The sequence below is a fragment of the Marinovum sp. PR37 genome (assembly GCF_028807375.1).
Taxonomy (GTDB): domain Bacteria; phylum Pseudomonadota; class Alphaproteobacteria; order Rhodobacterales; family Rhodobacteraceae; genus Marinovum; species Marinovum algicola.
On record NZ_JARAML010000004.1, the window covers coordinates 224,959 to 241,264 of the forward strand.

The 16,306-nt window shown below is 64.7% G+C and carries 13 protein-coding genes and 2 riboswitches; of the genes, 5 read left to right on the forward strand and 8 right to left on the reverse strand.

The window, feature by feature from the left end; all coding sequences use genetic code 11:
* Genes PVW49_RS05590 through mraZ form a run of 4 tightly spaced genes read right to left on the reverse strand, consistent with a single transcriptional unit; the run spans position 1 to position 3,652 of the window.
* Complete coding sequence (locus PVW49_RS05590; RefSeq protein WP_048530612.1) at positions 1 to 1,788, reverse strand: peptidoglycan D,D-transpeptidase FtsI family protein; 1,788 nt, start codon at positions 1,786 to 1,788, stop codon at positions 1 to 3.
* On the reverse strand, positions 1,785 to 2,150 hold the full coding sequence (gene ftsL, locus PVW49_RS05595) for a cell division protein FtsL (protein WP_048530610.1): 366 nt from the start codon (positions 2,148 to 2,150) through the stop codon (positions 1,785 to 1,787). Before ftsL ends, PVW49_RS05590 begins: the two co-directional genes overlap by 4 nt.
* A complete protein-coding gene (gene rsmH / locus PVW49_RS05600; protein ID WP_074835337.1) occupies positions 2,150 to 3,142 on the reverse strand; it encodes a 16S rRNA (cytosine(1402)-N(4))-methyltransferase RsmH in 993 nt (330 codons plus the stop codon). The genes ftsL and rsmH overlap by 1 nt, the downstream gene beginning before the upstream one ends.
* Positions 3,143 to 3,145: 3 nt before the next feature.
* A complete protein-coding gene (mraZ, locus tag PVW49_RS05605; protein ID WP_074835339.1) occupies positions 3,146 to 3,652 on the reverse strand; it encodes a division/cell wall cluster transcriptional repressor MraZ in 507 nt (168 codons plus the stop codon).
* 844 nt (positions 3,653 to 4,496) lie between these two features.
* Positions 4,497 to 4,692, forward strand: a riboswitch (cobalamin riboswitch).
* A gap of 115 nt (positions 4,693 to 4,807) precedes the next feature.
* On the opposite strand from mraZ, the gene PVW49_RS05610 reads away from it, so the two are divergent.
* Genes PVW49_RS05610 through PVW49_RS05625 form a run of 4 tightly spaced genes read left to right on the forward strand, consistent with a single transcriptional unit; the run spans position 4,808 to position 9,261 of the window.
* The gene (locus PVW49_RS05610; RefSeq protein WP_274590092.1) at positions 4,808 to 6,703 is read left to right on the forward strand and encodes a TonB-dependent receptor plug domain-containing protein; all 1,896 of its coding nucleotides are present in this window, start codon (positions 4,808 to 4,810) and stop codon (positions 6,701 to 6,703) included.
* Positions 6,690 to 7,523 carry an ABC transporter substrate-binding protein gene (locus PVW49_RS05615; RefSeq protein WP_244526430.1) on the forward strand — a complete coding sequence of 278 codons (834 nt, stop codon included), beginning with the start codon at positions 6,690 to 6,692 and terminating at the stop codon, positions 7,521 to 7,523. The genes PVW49_RS05610 and PVW49_RS05615 overlap by 14 nt, the downstream gene beginning before the upstream one ends.
* Positions 7,520 to 8,503, forward strand: a complete 984-nt coding sequence (locus tag PVW49_RS05620) for a FecCD family ABC transporter permease (protein WP_274590093.1) — start codon at positions 7,520 to 7,522, stop codon at positions 8,501 to 8,503. The genes PVW49_RS05615 and PVW49_RS05620 overlap by 4 nt, the downstream gene beginning before the upstream one ends.
* The gene (locus tag PVW49_RS05625) at positions 8,500 to 9,261 is read left to right on the forward strand and encodes an ABC transporter ATP-binding protein (RefSeq protein ID WP_074835344.1); all 762 of its coding nucleotides are present in this window, start codon (positions 8,500 to 8,502) and stop codon (positions 9,259 to 9,261) included. Before PVW49_RS05620 ends, PVW49_RS05625 begins: the two co-directional genes overlap by 4 nt.
* A 33-nt stretch (positions 9,262 to 9,294) precedes the next feature.
* Here PVW49_RS05625 and PVW49_RS05630 read toward each other — a convergent pair whose 3' ends face one another.
* Positions 9,295 to 10,347 (reverse strand): Mrp/NBP35 family ATP-binding protein, encoded by a 1,053-nt coding sequence (locus PVW49_RS05630; RefSeq protein ID WP_274590094.1) that lies wholly within the window; start codon positions 10,345 to 10,347, stop codon positions 9,295 to 9,297.
* Positions 10,348 to 10,583: 236 nt separating this feature from the next.
* Here PVW49_RS05630 and PVW49_RS05635 point away from each other — a divergent pair, with 236 nt between their 5' ends.
* Positions 10,584 to 10,796: a DUF1127 domain-containing protein gene (locus PVW49_RS05635; protein WP_048530597.1), complete on the forward strand. Its 213-nt coding sequence runs from the start codon at positions 10,584 to 10,586 to the stop codon at positions 10,794 to 10,796.
* Positions 10,797 to 11,340: 544 nt separating this feature from the next.
* On the opposite strand, the gene PVW49_RS05640 is transcribed toward PVW49_RS05635, so the two are convergent.
* The 3 genes from PVW49_RS05640 to PVW49_RS05650 all read right to left on the reverse strand — a co-directional run.
* Positions 11,341 to 11,622, reverse strand: a complete 282-nt coding sequence (locus PVW49_RS05640) for a hypothetical protein (RefSeq protein WP_074835347.1) — start codon at positions 11,620 to 11,622, stop codon at positions 11,341 to 11,343.
* A gap of 149 nt (positions 11,623 to 11,771) precedes the next feature.
* A riboswitch (cobalamin riboswitch) is annotated at positions 11,772 to 11,960 on the reverse strand.
* 162 nt (positions 11,961 to 12,122) lie between these two features.
* Positions 12,123 to 14,468 (reverse strand): ATP-dependent helicase, encoded by a 2,346-nt coding sequence (locus PVW49_RS05645; RefSeq protein ID WP_074835348.1) that lies wholly within the window; start codon positions 14,466 to 14,468, stop codon positions 12,123 to 12,125.
* A gap of 1,035 nt (positions 14,469 to 15,503) precedes the next feature.
* Positions 15,504 to 16,306 (reverse strand): IS1595 family transposase (locus PVW49_RS05650; RefSeq protein ID WP_274590095.1); only part of this gene is annotated, 803 nt, incomplete at its 5' end.

Genomic DNA, 16,306 nt, shown 5'->3' on the forward strand with positions numbered 1-16,306 from the left:
TCACTGACTGGTGAGCGTTATACCAGCCAGCGTCTCGGGTTCAATCGTGGGTCTGAGCCCCAGCAGCGGTGCCAGTCGTTCGATCATCTCGGCGGCCACCGGCACGGCGGTCCAGCCGGCGGTGCGGCGCAACTCGCCGGCGGCGTGGATCTCGGGCTCGTCCAGCGTCACCACCAGCACGTATTTCGGATCGTGGATCGGAAAGATCGAGGCGAAGGTGGCGATCACCTTGTCCTTGTAATAGCCGCCCTTGGGCTTGGGCTTGTCAGCGGTGCCGGTCTTGCCGCCCACCGCATAGCCCTTGACCTCGCCAAAACTCGCGGTGCCCTCCTTGTGGCTGACCACCAGCCGCAGCATGGCGCGCGCGGCCGCGGCGGCGCTTTCCGACATCACCCGGTCGCCCAGCTTGGGGCCGGTCTGGCGCAGCAATGTCGGCGCGACCATGCGCCCGCCATTTGCCACGGCGGCATAGGCGGTGGCCAGATGCAGGGGCGACACCGACAGCCCGTGGCCATAAGAGATCGTCATGGTGCTGAGTTCGGACCAGTTCGGCGGCAGCAGCGGCTTGGCGTGTTTGGCCTCCTGCAACTCGACCGGGGTGACGTCGAAAAAGCCGAGCCGCTTCAGGAAATCCTGCTGGCGCGGTGTGCCGATCTTCTGGGCCAGCCGCGCAGTGCCGATGTTGGAGGATTTGACGATCACCTTGGTGACCGACAACTCCTTGCCGTAATTGTTGAAATCGCGGATGCGAAACCGCCCCCAGGTGAGCGGGCCACGGATGTCGACCATCGAGTCGGGCCCGACGATCCCAAGGTCCATCGCCTGCGCCGCGGCAAAGATCTTGAAGGTCGACCCCAACTCGTAGACCCCCTGCACCGCCCGGTTGAACAGCGGGCTGATCGAAGGATCATCCCCAAGCGCCGGCAGCGGCCGGTCGTTCGGATCGAAGTCCGGCAGGCTGGCCAGCGAGAGGATCTCGCCATTGCTGGCGTCCATCAGAATGGCGGTCGCGCCCTTGGCGCCCATGATCTTCATACCGCCGTAAAGCACCTTTTCGGCCGCCGCCTGTAGCGTCAGATCGATGGACAGTTCCAGCGGCGCGCCCTCGCGTGCCGGATCGCGCAGCAACTTGTCTTCGAACTTCTCGATGCCGGCGGTGCCCAGCACCTCGGCGGAATGCACACCCTCGCGGCCGAAGCCGTAGCCGCCCAGCACATGCGCGGCCACCGCGCCGTTGGGATAGAGCCGCATCTCGCGCGGGCCGAACAGCAGCCCGGGTTCGCCGATGTCATGCACCGCCTGCTTCTGCTCGGGGCTCAGCTTTTTGCGAATCCACATGAATTTTCGTTCGGAGGTGAACCGCTTCTTGAGGTCGGCGACGTCGATCTCGGGGAAAATCTTGCCCAGTTCCTCGGCCGCGCGCAGCGGATCGATCATCTGCTGCGGATGGGCATAGAGCGAATAGACCTCCATGTTTGTCGCCAGAATGCGGCCCCTGCGGTCGACGATATCGGCGCGCTGGCCGATGATCGACGCGCCATTGGTGGCGGCTCGCGGCTCGGTCGCCTCGGAGGCGGCCAGCCCGCCCATGCGCACGGCGATCACCAGGAAGGCGCAGAAATACATGATACCCAGCAACAACAGCCGCTGCTCGGCGCGCAACCGGAGCCGGTCGCGAATCTCTTCGTGGCGCAGCCGCAGGTTCTCGCGTTCGATGGCATCGGGGTTTTCGCCCTTTTGTCGGGCGTCGAGGATGCGCGCCAAGGGGCGCAGCGGTGTGCGGATCATGGCTCTTGCTCTTGCTCTGCGCCTTGCGAGGAGGTGACAACGGAATTGGTGATCGGCGCGAAATCGTCGAACACCGGCGCCGGAAAGGCCACCTGATCGACATTGCCGAAATGCCGCGGCCGCAGCGGCAGCAGGCCGAGGCGGTCAAAGTTCAGCTCGGCCAGATCGCGCAACCTGTCGGGCCGGTTGAGATAGGCCCATTCCGCACGCAACACCGAAAGTCGGACCCGGGCCGCACCGATCTCGCTCTGAAGCTTGGCCGTCTTTTCAATGGCTTCCTGCGTTTCGTAGTTCTCGTGGTAGGCCCAGAAGGCCAGCCCGATCACCGTCAGCGCTGTCATCACATACAGAACGGAGCGCATTACCTTGTCCTCTTGAGTTGCGGCATGGCGATGGATTTGGCGTCGATCTCCCCGGCCGGCACTTCGGTGCGCCGGGCCACCCGCAGCCGCGCCGAACGCGAGCGCGGGTTCTCGGCCAGTTCCTGCTTGTCGGGGCCGGCGGCCTTGCGGGTGACGATCTCGAACTGGGCCGGCACCGCCTCGACCTGCGGCGCGTATCGGTTGAAATTGCCAGAATGTCCGGCGCGGGCCTGAAGGAAGCGTTTGACCATCCGGTCCTCGATCGAATGAAAGGTCACCACCGCCAGCAGGCCGCCCGGCCGCAGCACCCGTTCTGCGGCCATCAGCCCTTCGAACAGCTCGGTATATTCGTCGTTCACCGCAATCCGCAGTGCCTGGAACGAGCGCGTTGCGGGATGGCTCTGCCCCGGCTTGGCGCGCGGCAGCGAACGTTCGATCACCCCGGCCAGTTGCAGCGTGGTTTCAAACGGCGCTTCGGTGCGGGCCTTGACGATGTTCCTGGCGATCCGGCGCGAGGCACGTTCCTCGCCGAAGACATAGAGGATCTCGGCCAAGTCCTGCTCGGTGGCGGAATTGACCAGATCGGCGGCGCTGGGGCCGTCCTGGCTCATCCGCATGTCGAGCGGGCCGTCCTTCATGAAGGAAAAGCCGCGTTCGGCCCGGTCAAGCTGCATCGAGGAGACCCCGAGATCGAGCACCACGCCGTCCACCTGATCGGCAACCTCGTCCATCTTGGAAAAGACCGTCTGTTCCGGGCGGATGCGGGCGCCGTAGCCGGCCATCCAGTCGGCCGCCAGCTCAAAGGCCAGCGGGTCGCGGTCGATCGCCACGACCTCATCAGCGCCGGCGTCAAGCAGGGCGCGGGTATACCCCCCGGCCCCGAAGGTGCCGTCGATCCAGGTGCCCGCCACCGGCGAGACCGCCGCGATCAGCGGTCGGATCAGAACGGGGATATGCGGGGCCGCGGGGGGTGTGACAGCAGCGGCGGCCATGGCTCAGGCTCCCTCTGCCGGTCCATCGAGGAAGGACAGCGGGTCAAAATCCTCGGGCAGCTCGTCGAGCCACTCTTCGGTCTTGGCCAGCTCTTCCTTCTCGTAGGTGTCCGGGTGCCAGATTTGAAAGGTGTCACCTGCGGCGATGAAAAAAGCCTCTTTTTCCAGTCCGATCTTGTCCCGCAGCTTGGCGGGCAGGACCAGGCGGCCGGTCTCGTCGACGTTGGTGGGATAGGATTGGCCGTGAAACAGCCGTTGCAGCATCTTGCGCTGCATCGACCCGCGCGGCATGGCATCGATCTTGGCGTCGACCTCGTCGATCGCCTCCATCGTGTAACATTCGAGGTAGTTGCGCCGGTGATCGCCGTAGACAATCACGAGCTCGGGGTTTTCGCCGGATTTCCAATTCGGATCAGCAGCTTCCAGCACACGGCGAAACAGGGCCGGGATCGACACCCTGCCCTTTGTATCCACCTTGTGGCGGCTTTCGCCTCTGAACCTGCGGCTCACTGTCCTGCCGTCCTTTGCCCGCGCCCCCGCGAAACCCCCCATGTCTTGGATGTAAAAACGGCGGATTGATCTGCTGCCACTGATCAACCCGCCGCCTGTCCCGCTCTTGCGGGATGTCCAGCTGCGCGCGCCACCTGGGGGGATGTCTGCTCGCCCGCGCGCCGGATCTCTGTTTCACGATGAAAGGCGGATGCCTGTATGAAACCTGTTTTTGCTTTTGTTCGGAGTTGGTTGCGGGGTCGTTTGCTGCCCCTATCTCCGTCCCTCATCGTGGTATAAGGGATGCCATGGGAAATTATGGAAATCAACAGGCAAAATTGGGAAAGACCCACATCATATTGTCCACACCCCCTGTGGAAAACAACATCTTGGGGTAAAATTGATACTGTTTTTGGAATTTATAGCGGAAGCGGCTTTTTGCTCATACCATATATAGTAATTGAGGCGCTGTGGCTTTTTTCCCACGAAATCCCGGAATTTTCGGGGCAGCGCCGTGATTTACCCGTTTCCCCAAATTCCGCCGCGCCTGCTTTTGCGGATTTTGGCAATTCCGGCGCTGTGACTCACACACGAATCACGGAATCGAGAGCCAATTCTTGATTCTGTCGCCGCACCGGATTGGGCCGGTGCCATGAATTCCCATCCATCCCACGATTTCCCGTATGTCCCTTGGTTTCCCGGCGCGGTCCTGATTTCCCGCCGGGGCCGCGCCCGCCCGCCAGGGCCATTCAGGCCCTCTGCGGCCATGGATTCCCAAAAAGGCGCCGGCGTGGCCGCCATGCCGCACCTGAAGCCGCGTGACGGGGCGTGCGAATTGCCGTCTTGCCAGGCTGAGCCGGCACAATTAGACGAAGCCTGTCTTGGTTCGGGCCTCGCAAGGGGTTCGTGAAAAGGGAACGCGGTGCAAAGCCGCGACTGCCCCCGCAACTGTGAGCGGCGAGCACCTTCGGAAACTGCCACTGTGGCCACCGGCCGCGGGAAGGCCCGGCGGATGCAACGACCCGCGAAGTCAGGAGACCTGCCAGGAGCTCACCCTATCCCGACGCGGGGCGCGTCACGGATAACGGCAACCCCGTCGCGGTGACTTCACTGAAACGGTGGGCGCTGTTCCCTCCGAAACGTCAATCGGCCCGACCGGCCTTCGAGGGATACAAAATGACCCGCTCCACCCTGATGACCAGCGCCGCGCTCTCCGCGCTCTGTGCCACCCCTGCTCTTGCCCAGGACGACGCCTATGATCTCGGCGTGCTGATCCTTTCGGCCGGGCTCGAGGCGGCACCCGCCGACGAGACCGGGGTTTCCGCCGCCGTGATCACCGAGGACGACCTGGAGGCCACCGGCGAGACCCGAGTGATCGATTTTCTCGCCCGCCAGCCCGGCGTGACGATCCGCGCCACCGGCCCGCTGGGCACCTCTGCCGGGGTCTCGATTCGCGGCGTCGGGCAGAACAACATCCAGGTACGCGTCGATGGTATCGACGTATCCGATCCGAGCGGCACCCAGGTGGCCTTTGATTTCGGCGGGCTGATGACGTCGGACATCTCGCGCATCGAGATCCTGCGCGGCGCGCAATCGGCGCTTTATGGCTCCGAGGCGCTTGGCGGGGTGATCAACATCACCACCAAAACCGCCGACAAGGACGGGTTCGGCGTGCAGATCGCCTCGGAATACGGCAGCTACGAAACCCTGCGCAGCGCCGTGACCCTGACCACGGCCGGCGATGGCTACGACAGCGCGCTGACCTTTTCTCACGCCCGCTCGGACGGATTTTCCGCCGCCGACGAAAACGACGGCAATGACGAGGAAGACGGCTTTTCGGCCACCCGGCTGAGCTTTGCCGGCTCTTACGAACTGGGCTCGCCCGATCTGGTGATGCATCTGTCGTTCTTCGACGAGCGCTCGGACTATGAATATGACGAGGCCTCGGGCGGCGTGGTATCTGACGGCAGCCCCGACGAGCTGACGGTCAAGAAACAGAACGGCGCCCGCATCGGCTTTGATTTCGTCACCGGCGCGGTGGATCATTCGGTCTCGGCCGCCTGGTTCCGCATCGACCGCACGCTGACAGGCACCTCGGCCAGCTTTGGCGGCATCTCCGACGACCGCTTCGACTATACCGGCACCCGGATGGAATACCGCTACCAGGGCGGCGTCGATCTTGGCGCCACCGCGCGGCTGGCCTTTGGCGCCGATCACACGATCGAGGAATTCGACACCGCCGTGGCGCTGGACCACACGATTTTCGGCCTCTTTGTCGACGGACAGAGCCAGGACACCACCGTCAACGGCACCTTTGCCGAACTGACCTGGGCACCGAACGAGATGTGGAACCTCTCGGCCGCGCTGCGCCATGACGTGCATTCCGAATTTGGCGGCCATACCACCGGCCGTCTCTCGGCCGTCTATCGCCCGATGGATGACCTGATCTTCCGCGCCAATGCCGCCACCGGCTTCCGCGCGCCTTCGGGCTACGAGCTTTACGACGGCTTTGCCGGCAACCCCGATCTCGATCCCGAAACCTCGAAGAGCTTTGATCTGGGCGTCGAGAAGCGCTACGGCGAGACCGCCTTTGTCCGCGCCACCGCCTTCCATGTCGAAGCCGAGGACATCATCGACTATTCTTTCACCACCTTCGGTTACGTGCAGGCCGAGGGCACTTCGACCCGGCAGGGGCTGGAGCTGGCCTTTGGCGGCGCGCTGCGCGAGGGGCTGCGGTTTGACGGCTCCTATACCTGGACCGACAGCTTTTCCGACGCCGATCTCGACAGTTCGAGCTGGTCGGCCTTTGTGCCCGGCCAACAGGCCTCGGCCTCCGTGACCGCGGATCTGGGGCAACGCGCCTCGCTCAATGTCACCGGGCTCTGGGCCGGCAACCGGGCCGACGATCTGGACGATTACGGCGTGGTGAATTCCACCCTGACCTATGAGATCATGGAGGATGCCGAAGTCTATCTGCGGATCGAGAACATCTTTGACGAGGAATACCAGACCGCGCCGGGCTATGGCCAATCGGATCGCGCCGCGTATTTCGGGGTCCGTGCGTCTCTGTAAGGCACTCCTGCTCGCCGCCGCGCTGATCGGTGCGGCGGCCGAGGCGCAGGAGGCGCCGCGAAGGGTTGTCTCGATCAACCTCTGCACCGACCAGCTTGCCATGATGCTGGCCGCGCCGGGCCAGCTACATTCGGTCTCTTTCGTGGCGCTCGACCGGCGCGCCTCCTCGATGGCCGATGCGGCGCAGGACTATGTCATCAACCATGGCCGCGCCGAAGAAATCTATCTCATGCAGCCCGACCTGGTTCTGGCCGGGCGGTATACCGCACGGGCCTCGGTCGAAGCGCTGGAAAATCTCGGCATTCCGGTCGCCACCTTCGACATCGTCACCTCCATGGCGGGCGTGCGGCGCGCGGTGCTCGAGATGGGCGAAGCGCTGGGCCGGCAGGCGGCCGCGCGCGACATGGTGGCCGATTTCGACAGCCGCCTCGCCGCCCTGCAAGCCGAGGTAACACGACGCCCTCGCGCGGCGCTTTATCATGCCAATGGTTTCACCTCGGGCCGCGCGTCGCTGGCGCATGAGATCCTGACCGCCGCCGGCTTCGAGAATATCGCCATCACCGCCGGTTACGAGACTGGCGGCAAGCTGCCGCTGGAAATCCTCGCGCTGGCGGCCCCCGAGGCGATCATCACCGGCCAGCCCTATCCCGGCACCAGCCGCGCCGAGCGGATCATGGATCACCCGGTCATCGAGGCCCTGCGCCGGGGCGCGCAGGGCGCGGCGGTGACCGATGCCGACTGGGTCTGCGGCACGCCGCATGTGCTGCGCGCCATCGAAGGGCTCGCGCCGCTGCGCCGGGCGCTGGAGGCCACGCGATGAGCCGGCTGATGCCACTTCTGACGCTGGGTGTCGCCGCGCTCTTCCTGGCCTCGCTGCTGATCGGGCCGGCGCCGGTCGGCGTCTTGGACAGTCTCTCGGCGCTGATCCTCGATGACGGCACGCCGATGACGCTGGTGATGCGCGAGATTCGCCTGCCGCGCGCGCTTCTGGCGGTGATCGTCGGCGCCTCGCTGGGCATGGCCGGGGCGGCGATGCAGGGCTATCTGCGCAACCCGCTGGCCGAACCGGGGCTGATTGGCGTCTCCGCCTCGGCCGCGCTCGGCGCGGTGATCGCGCTCCAGACCGGGCTGGCCGCCGCCTTCACCCTCGCACTGCCGCTGACCGCGCTCGGCACCGCGCTGCTCGGCGTGCTGCTTCTCCTGGCGCTGGCCGGGCCGCGCGGCGCCTCCTTGACTTTGATCCTGGCCGGGATCGCCATCTCGGCGCTCGCTGGGGCGCTTCTGTCACTGGTGCTGAACCTCTCGCCCAACCCCTTTGCCACCTCGGAAATCGTCTTCTGGATGATGGGCTCGCTGGCTGACAGGTCGATGACCCATGTCTGGCTGGCGCTGCCGCTTTCGGTGCTGGGCTGGCTCATGCTGGCGACGCTGGGCCGCGGTCTCGATGCCTTGACCCTTGGCGAAGACGCCGCCCAGGCGCTGGGCATCCGCCTGACCCGGCTGCGCCTGACGCTGGTGATCGCCACCGCCAGCGTCGTCGGCGCCGCCACGGCGGTGGCGGGCGCCATCGGCTTTGTCGGGCTGGTGGTGCCGCATATCCTCCGCCCGCTGGTCGGCGCGCGGCCGTCGCGGCTGTTGTTTGCCTCGGCGCTCGGAGGCGCCGTGCTGGTACTGGCGGCGGATATCGCGGTGCGGCTGATCCTGCCCGACCGCGATCTCAAGCTTGGTGTCGTCATGGCGCTGATCGGCGCGCCGCTGTTCCTGCACCTGATCTACAAGACCCGGAAGGAGTTCGCATGACCGCCCTTCTGGCTCTGCAAGACCTCTCGGTGCATCGCGGCAGCCGCCCGGTGGTCGATCATGTCTCGTTGCGGGTCGGCCCGGGCGAATGTGTCGGCCTGATCGGCCCCAACGGCGCTGGCAAGACCTCGCTGCTGCGTGCCGCGCTGGGCCTTCTGGCGCATCAGGGCCAAAGCAATATCGCCGATCTGCCGGCGCACGCCCGTGCCCGCCAGGCCGCCTGGATGCCGCAGAGCCGCGAGATCGCCTGGGGCATCGATGTCGAGGCGGTGATCGCATTGGGCCGCACCCCCTGGTTGCCGCGCGGCGGCCGGCTGCGCCCCGAAGACCGGGCGGCGGTGGACCGGGCAATCCGGCGGATGAAGCTCGAGAGCTTCCGCCATCGCCCCGCCAATCACCTTTCGGGCGGCGAACAGGCCCGCGTGCTGATCGCCCGCGCGCTGGCCCAGGAAACACCGCTGCTGATGGCGGACGAACCCATTGCCGGGCTCGACCCGGCAGCACAGATCACCACGATGGAGGTCTTTGGCCGGATTGCCGCCGAAGGCAAGGCCGTCGTGGTCTCGCTGCACGATCTCGGCCTCGCCGCGCGGCATTGCACCCGGCTCGTCATGCTGGACCGGGGCCGCGCCGTGGCCGACGGCGCCCCCGGCGCGGTGCTGACGCCGGAGCGGCTGGAAGAGGTCTTTGCCCTGCGCGCCTTTTACAGCCGCAGCGCCGATGGACCGATCTTTCAGCCGCTGGAAAGCCTCCGCTAGAGGTTGCCGGCCTCTCCTATCGGCACGCGCCCTTCAGACCAGCCCGCCGCGAATCATGCCTTGGGCCAGCTGCGCATAGGCCTCGGCCATCGGCCCGGTTCCCGCCGCCACCGGCGTTCCGCTGTCACCGGCCAGCCGCGTGTCGAGATCGATCGGAAGCTGCGCCAGCAGCGGCACGCCCATGTCGCTGGCCTCCTGCGCCGCGCCGCCATGGCCAAAGATATGCGCCTCGAAGCCGCAACTCGGGCAATGGAACAGCGACATGTTCTCGATCATTCCCAGGATCGGGGTCTTCAGGGTATGGAACATGTCCACCGCCTTGCGCGCATCCAGCAGCGCCACGTCCTGCGGCGTCGAGACGACGATGGCCCCCGACAGCTCGGAGCGTTGGCACAGCGTCAGCTGCACGTCACCGGTGCCCGGCGGCAGATCGACAAGCAGCACGTCAAGCTCGCCCCAAGCAACCTGCCCCAGCATCTGCTGCAACGCCCCCATCAGCATCGGACCGCGCCAGACCACCGCCTTGGCCGGATCGAGCATCAACCCGATCGACATCATGGTCACGCCATGCGCCACCAACGGTTCGATGATCTTGCCGTCGGGGCTGGCGGGGCGTTGCGACACGCCCATCATGCGCGGCTGTGATGGGCCGTAGATATCGGCGTCGAGCAGGCCCACCTTCTTGCCGGCGCGGGCCAGCGCCACGGCGAGATTCGACGAAACGGTGGATTTGCCCACCCCGCCCTTGCCCGAGGCGATGGCGATGATGCGCTTGACGCCCGCGGGTTTCATCGGGCCGGCCTGGGGCTTGGGATGGCCGCCGACCTTGAGGCTCGGCGGGGCCTTGGCCTCATGCGCGGTCAGCACCGCATGCACCTCGCGCACGCCGGAGATCGAAGCCACGGCCCGTTCGGTCGCGGCGCGCAGCGGCTCCATCTGGCGGGCCATCTCGGGCGAGGGCGCCTCGATCACATAGCGCACCACACCGTCCTCGATATTCAGCGCTCGAATCAAATCGCGCGAGATCAGGTCTCCGCCACCGGGAATCTCGAACCTAGCCAGCTCTTTTCGGATGATCTCTTCCATGATTTTCCTGCCCCAATCTGGGTCGCGGTGCCGCGTATCACCTCACAAAACCGCGATATTCAACCTATGCGAGTAAATTACGACTTTAGTCTTAAGGTCTACTCGCGTCTAAGCGCTTACACATGCAATTGCTGCATAGCAGCATTGATCGCACTTGGGATTGTGCGCACGCAGCATTCGACTACATTGATGTCAACGAAACGAACAGACACTGACGACAACAAAGGCGAAACGCCATGGCAGACATCACCACGAACACCCCCGTTCAGGCCGGACTGAACAAACGCTTCCAGGCTGCGCTCAAGTCCCTCACCGCACGTTATGCACAGTACCGCGTGTATCGGGAAACCATGAACGAGTTGCAAGGCCTGTCGAACCGCGAGCTCGCCGATCTCGGCCTGAGCCGCAGCGAAATCCGCCGCGTGGCCTATCACGCAGCCTATAACTGATACCGGATCAGAAGGCTCTCTCCTCCTCCCTGAGTCTTCTGTGTCTCAGCGGCGACATCTCTCCTCCTCCCTGATGTCGCCGCCTTTTACACCGGGCCGGCAAGCGGCCCAGACAGAATTCCCTGCCGCCCTCCTCCCAATAGCGGTCGGGAATACCAGGACCAAAGGCCCCTCCTCCCAATAGGCCCGCGGTCCGCTCCAGCCGGCGCTTCGTCTCCTCCCATTCAGGAGCGCTGGTGTTGAAAAGACGGCGGCACACCTCCCGTGCCGCCGTTCTTCCCCCCGGGGGCATGACAGTTTCAGGGCTCCGGCCCGCCGCCACGCCGGATGCGTGACGCCGGCAAAGACATAGAATTTCCCGCCGCTCTCCTCCCTTTGCGGTCGGGAATACCCGGACCGAAGGCTCCTCCTCCCAAATGGCCTGAGGTCCGACCGGCACTGACGCTTCGTCTCCTCCCATTCAGGAGCGTCGGTCAAAATAAGACGGCGGCACACCTCCCGTGCCGCCGTTCTTATTTTCGGGGTTCCTTTCCGGGGTCCGAAGTCACGCGCGCCCCCGTCGCCGCGCCCGGGCGCCACCGCGCCGCTCCGGCGCGATATTCGCCGTGACACAAGCCTCGTCCAGACACTTCAGAAACAGCGCCACCGCCCGACCCTGCCCGGCCTGCGGCCGGACCCGCACGGCCGCGGCCGCCGCCGCGGCCGAAACCGGCACCCCGGGTGGCAGCGACAGCACCCAGCGGACAAAACCGGCGCGCGCCGCGGCCTCGGGCGCGGTCCCCGTCTCGGCATGGCGCAGATCGGCAAGAATACGGGCCAGCATCATGCTGCGGCCCTCCCGTTTGCTGCGGTGAGAGGTCTGGTCATCTCGATCCTTTCCGCCACGCCCCGTGGCCTTGATGCAGAACGGGCAGGCAGAGAGGAAACGGCGGCAAGGCAATGCGCCCGACCCCGCGCCCTGCCCGCCACCCGCGGTTTGACGTCACTGCGAAGGCTGGTTTCCGGGCTCGGCGGGATTGCGGATGCGGCCCCTTCCCGGGCGTGACGCCCAGTGGTACTGACCACATCCCCCGGCCATACCGTTGCGGGGGCAGCGCCGGTCTTTCACCGGCTTCCCAATTCTCCCGCGGCAGAACCGCAGGCACCTTGCCGGATCAGACTACGGGGATTCGGAGCCGCAAGACAGCGTAAAGTCGGTGGAGGCGCCATTCTCCGTCACGCCAGGGCCCCGGGCCTGACCCGGGGCCTCTTGGCAGGCGCGGCATCCGCCGGCCAGAGCTCCCGCGGCGCGTCCCGGGACGGGATCATTGTCGGCGAAGTCCGGGCTCAGAACGGCACGTCATCGGCGGCGTTGATGAAGCGTGCGACCACCTTCTTGACGCCGGCCTTCTCGAAATCGATCTCGATCTTGTCGCCCTCGATGCCCACCACCGCGCCATAGCCGAACTTCTGGTGGAACACCCGCTCGCCCATGGTGAAGCTCGAGATCGCCGTCGCGTCGATCACCGTGTTGCGGCTCTCTTTGGGCTGCGCCATCGGGCGCTGGCTCTGCCGCTCCTGAAGCCGTTTCCAGCCGGGCGAATTGTAGACATTTGCCTCGGCCACCCGGCTTTCCATGCCCGAGCCAAAGCTCTGCCCGGCCATGCCGCCGCCATAAAGCCCCGGTGGAGTGAGCACATCGACATGCGCCTCCGGCAGCTCATCGACAAAGCGCGACGGCAGCTGCGACTGCCATTGGCCAAAGACCCGCCGGTTGGCGGCAAAGCTGATGGTGCAGACCTCCTCGGCGCGGGTGATCCCCACATAGGCCAGCCGTCGCTCCTCCTCCAGGCCCTTGAGGCCGCTCTCGTCCATGCTGCGCTGCGAGGGAAAAAGCCCATCCTCCCAGCCCGGCAGGAAGACCGCGGGAAACTCCAACCCCTTGGCGGCATGCAGCGTCATGATCGACACCTTGGCGCCGGCCTCTTCGCTCTCGTTGTCCATGATCAGGCTGACGTGTTCGAGAAAGCCTTGCAGGTTCTCAAACTCCTCCAGCGCCTTGACCAGCTCCTTGAGGTTTTCCAACCGGCCCGGCGCCTCGGGTGTCTTGTCGTTCTGCCAATGGGTGGTGTAACCGCTTTCGTCGAGGATGATCTGGGCAAGCTCGACGTGGCTGACGTCCTTCTCGCCGGTCATCCGGCCCCAGCGCGCAAGCCCGTCGAGCAGCCGGGCCAGTTCATTGCCGCCCTTGCCCTTGATCGCCCCGCTCTCCACCGCCAGCCGCGCGCCCTCGACCAGCGGCACGCCAGTGTCGCGCGCCAGACGCTGGATGGTCTGCTGCGCCTTGTCGCCAAGTCCGCGCTTGGGCGTGTTGACGATGCGCTCGAAGGCCAGATCATCCTCGGGGCTGACCACGACGCGGAAATAGGCCATGGCATCGCGGATCTCCATCCGCTCATAGAACCGGGGTCCGCCGATCACCCGGTACGGCAGGCCGATGGTCAGAAAGCGATCCTCGAAGGCGCGCATCTGGTGCGAGGCGCGCACCAGAATCGCCATGTCATCCAGCGAAAATCCCCGCATGCCGCGGGTGCCACCCTGCATCGCTTCGATCTCGTCGCCGATCCAGCGGGCTTCCTCCTCGCCGTCCCAATGGCCGATCAGCCGCACCTTTTCGCCGTCGGGCGCATCGGTCCAGAGCTCCTTGCCCAGACGCCCCGTGTTGCCGGCGATCACCCCGCCGGCGGCGGCCAGGATATGCGGGGTGGAGCGGTAGTTCTGCTCCAGCCGGACCACCTTGGCGCCGGGAAAATCCTTTTCGAAGCGCAGGATATTGCCCACCTCGGCGCCGCGCCAGCCGTAGATCGACTGATCGTCGTCGCCGACGCAGCAGATGTTCTTGTGACCGCCCGCCAGGAGCCGCAGCCAGAGATACTGGGCAACATTGGTGTCCTGGTATTCGTCCACCAGAATATAGCGGAACCAGCGTTGATACTGGGCCAGCACGTCCTCCTGCGTCTGGAAGATCGTCACGCAATGCAACAGCAGATCGCCGAAATCGCAGGCGTTCAGCTCTTTCAGCCGGGCCTGATACTGGGCATAAAGTTCAACCCCGCGATTGTTGAAGGCTCCGGCCTCGGCGGCGGGCACCTTGTCGGGCGTCCAGGCCCGGTTCTTCCAATTGTCGATGATGTGGCTGAGTTGCCGGGCGGGCCAGCGCTTGTCATCGATCTGTGCCGCCGAAAGCAGCTGTTTCAGCAGGCGGATCTGGTCGTCGGTGTCGAGGATGGTGAAATTCGATTTCAACCCCACCAGCTCGGCGTGTCGGCGCAGCAGCTTGACGCCGATCGCGTGGAAGGTGCCCATCCAGGGCATGCCCTCGACCACCTGGCCCAAAAGCTTGCCAACGCGGAGCTTCATCTCGCGCGCGGCCTTGTTGGTGAAGGTCACCGAAAGGATTTCGTTCGGCCGCGCCTTGCCGGTGTTCAGCAGATGCGCGATCCGCGTGGTCAGCGCCTTGGTCTTGCCGGTGCCGGCGCCGGCCAGCATCAGCACCGGGCCGTCCAGCGCCTCCACGGCCTCGCGCTGGGCCGGGTTCAGCCCGTCGAGATAAGGCGCGGGACGCGCCGCCATGGCGCGCTGCGAGAGGGAGGAGGCCGCCTCGAAAGCGTCCATGTCGTCAAAACTGCTCATGCGGCGACTTTACCCGTTCGGACGCGGGCTGAAAAGCCTTGTTCGCTCAATGTTCGCGCGCTTTGTCGCCGACGGACCCGGGGGCTCTGCCCCCGCCCTGCGGGCTCCCCCGGGAATATTTCCGGCCTTATGTATCAAACGCACCAAGATCATAGCTGCATAACGCGCCCGTGTGAATCATCCTTGTGCCATGCAGGACAAGACAATCAACAACGCGCTTCTGGCGCTATATAAGGCGGGTGGCGAGCAAGCCGATATAGCGGAAGCCTTGCTGAACATGCGAGGCGTGCCCCTACCAGTAAGGCGGGTGTATGATAGGCAGATGCGCCGGGGTCAAAGCCGCAGGTTGGTTCTGGGCGTCTTGTCAGAAGGGCCGTGCTTGACCGGAAAGATATCGGACAAGGTGCAAGAGGCGCTCCCCGGCATCTCCCGCAGAAGCGCATGTCAGAGGGTGCATATGACGCTCAGGCGGCTTGAGGCAGCGGGGATGGTGAGGCGTGAGGGGCGTGTGTGGAGGCTGGCCCTACGGGGCCAGCTTGGTGGAGTTAAACCTTATGATCTGTAACGAAGCGATAAGACTTCTTTGGGATAGGCTGTCCCTTGAACTGCATGAACTTGCTGCCCCGCGCGGCCTCCCTCATGGATTCTTGGAGGCTACGCTGTGCCAGTTCCGCGAGGAAGGCTTTGACCTCTTTGAGGACGTTTTCTCGTGTGTCACCTTGCCCGCAGATAGGGCAGGAAAACACGTTATCGCCCTTTCCATCAGCGGGACCTTCAATCGGTACGCGACAAGAGCCGCAAAGGATGCTTTGGGTATCGTCTGCCATTGATCTGGCCTTTCGAGTTTGGCCGGATCAGGTCTTGACCGAGCGATTCACACCTGTCATATGAAAGATGTGATATCACATAGCCCAGCCCGACCCGGCTGAGGTTGAAATAGAGGCGGCAGGTGTAGTGACCTGACCGCCTCAATTTTTTGTTTACCATGTGACGCCACTCAGAGTCTAGCGGCGTTCCCGTTTTACCCCCACAACATTATGCGGCTCGCTGCCAGTACCCCTTCCACTGACGGCTAACCGGCGCGGCCATCGAATTTGACACCATGATATGCGCCAGTGTGCCGTTGTCGGTGCGGCGGTTGTCCTCCAGCCATGCGGCGTGGTTTGCGTACTGGTAGAGGTACTGCGGCGAAACGTGGTGGTGCTGACCAGTGACCATGCGGCGCAGGCGCGAGAAGTAGCTTTCCACCATGTTAGTGTGCTTGCCGTGGTCGCTGTAAATCTCGGAGTGGTTCACGCGGTCAACGTCAAAGCCAGCGTGCAGCATATCCCAATGTGAGGCTTCATCCGCTGACATGGTTGCCATGCGGTCCACGTTCTCGTTTGCCAGCGCCACACCTTCGGCTTCGCTGGTGCCGACAAACGGCAGGGTGCGGCCATCGCGTTCGCGCATGGCGATCACTACGCGGCGCTTGCCTGTCTGGTGCTGTTTCAGGCGACGGTCTTTGCGATCTTCCTTGCGGTTCTCGGGGCGGATGTGACCGCCGAAATAGACACCGTCAATCTCAACGTGACCGCCCAGCGCTTCGCCGGTATGCACTTCGTCAGCCATGGCTTCACGCAGCTTGTGAGCCAGCACGAAAGCGGTCTTGTATTGGCAGTCCAGATCGCGGGAAAGCTGCACCATCGAAAGCCCCTTAGAAGCGTTCACTATGATAAAAATCGCCGCCAGCAGGTCAACGAAGTCCATCTTGCGCGAGGCAAAGATGGTGCCCGAGGTCACGCTGAACTGGTGGTGTGAGCTACCCCCCGAAATTCGGACACTGACATAAGCTACGA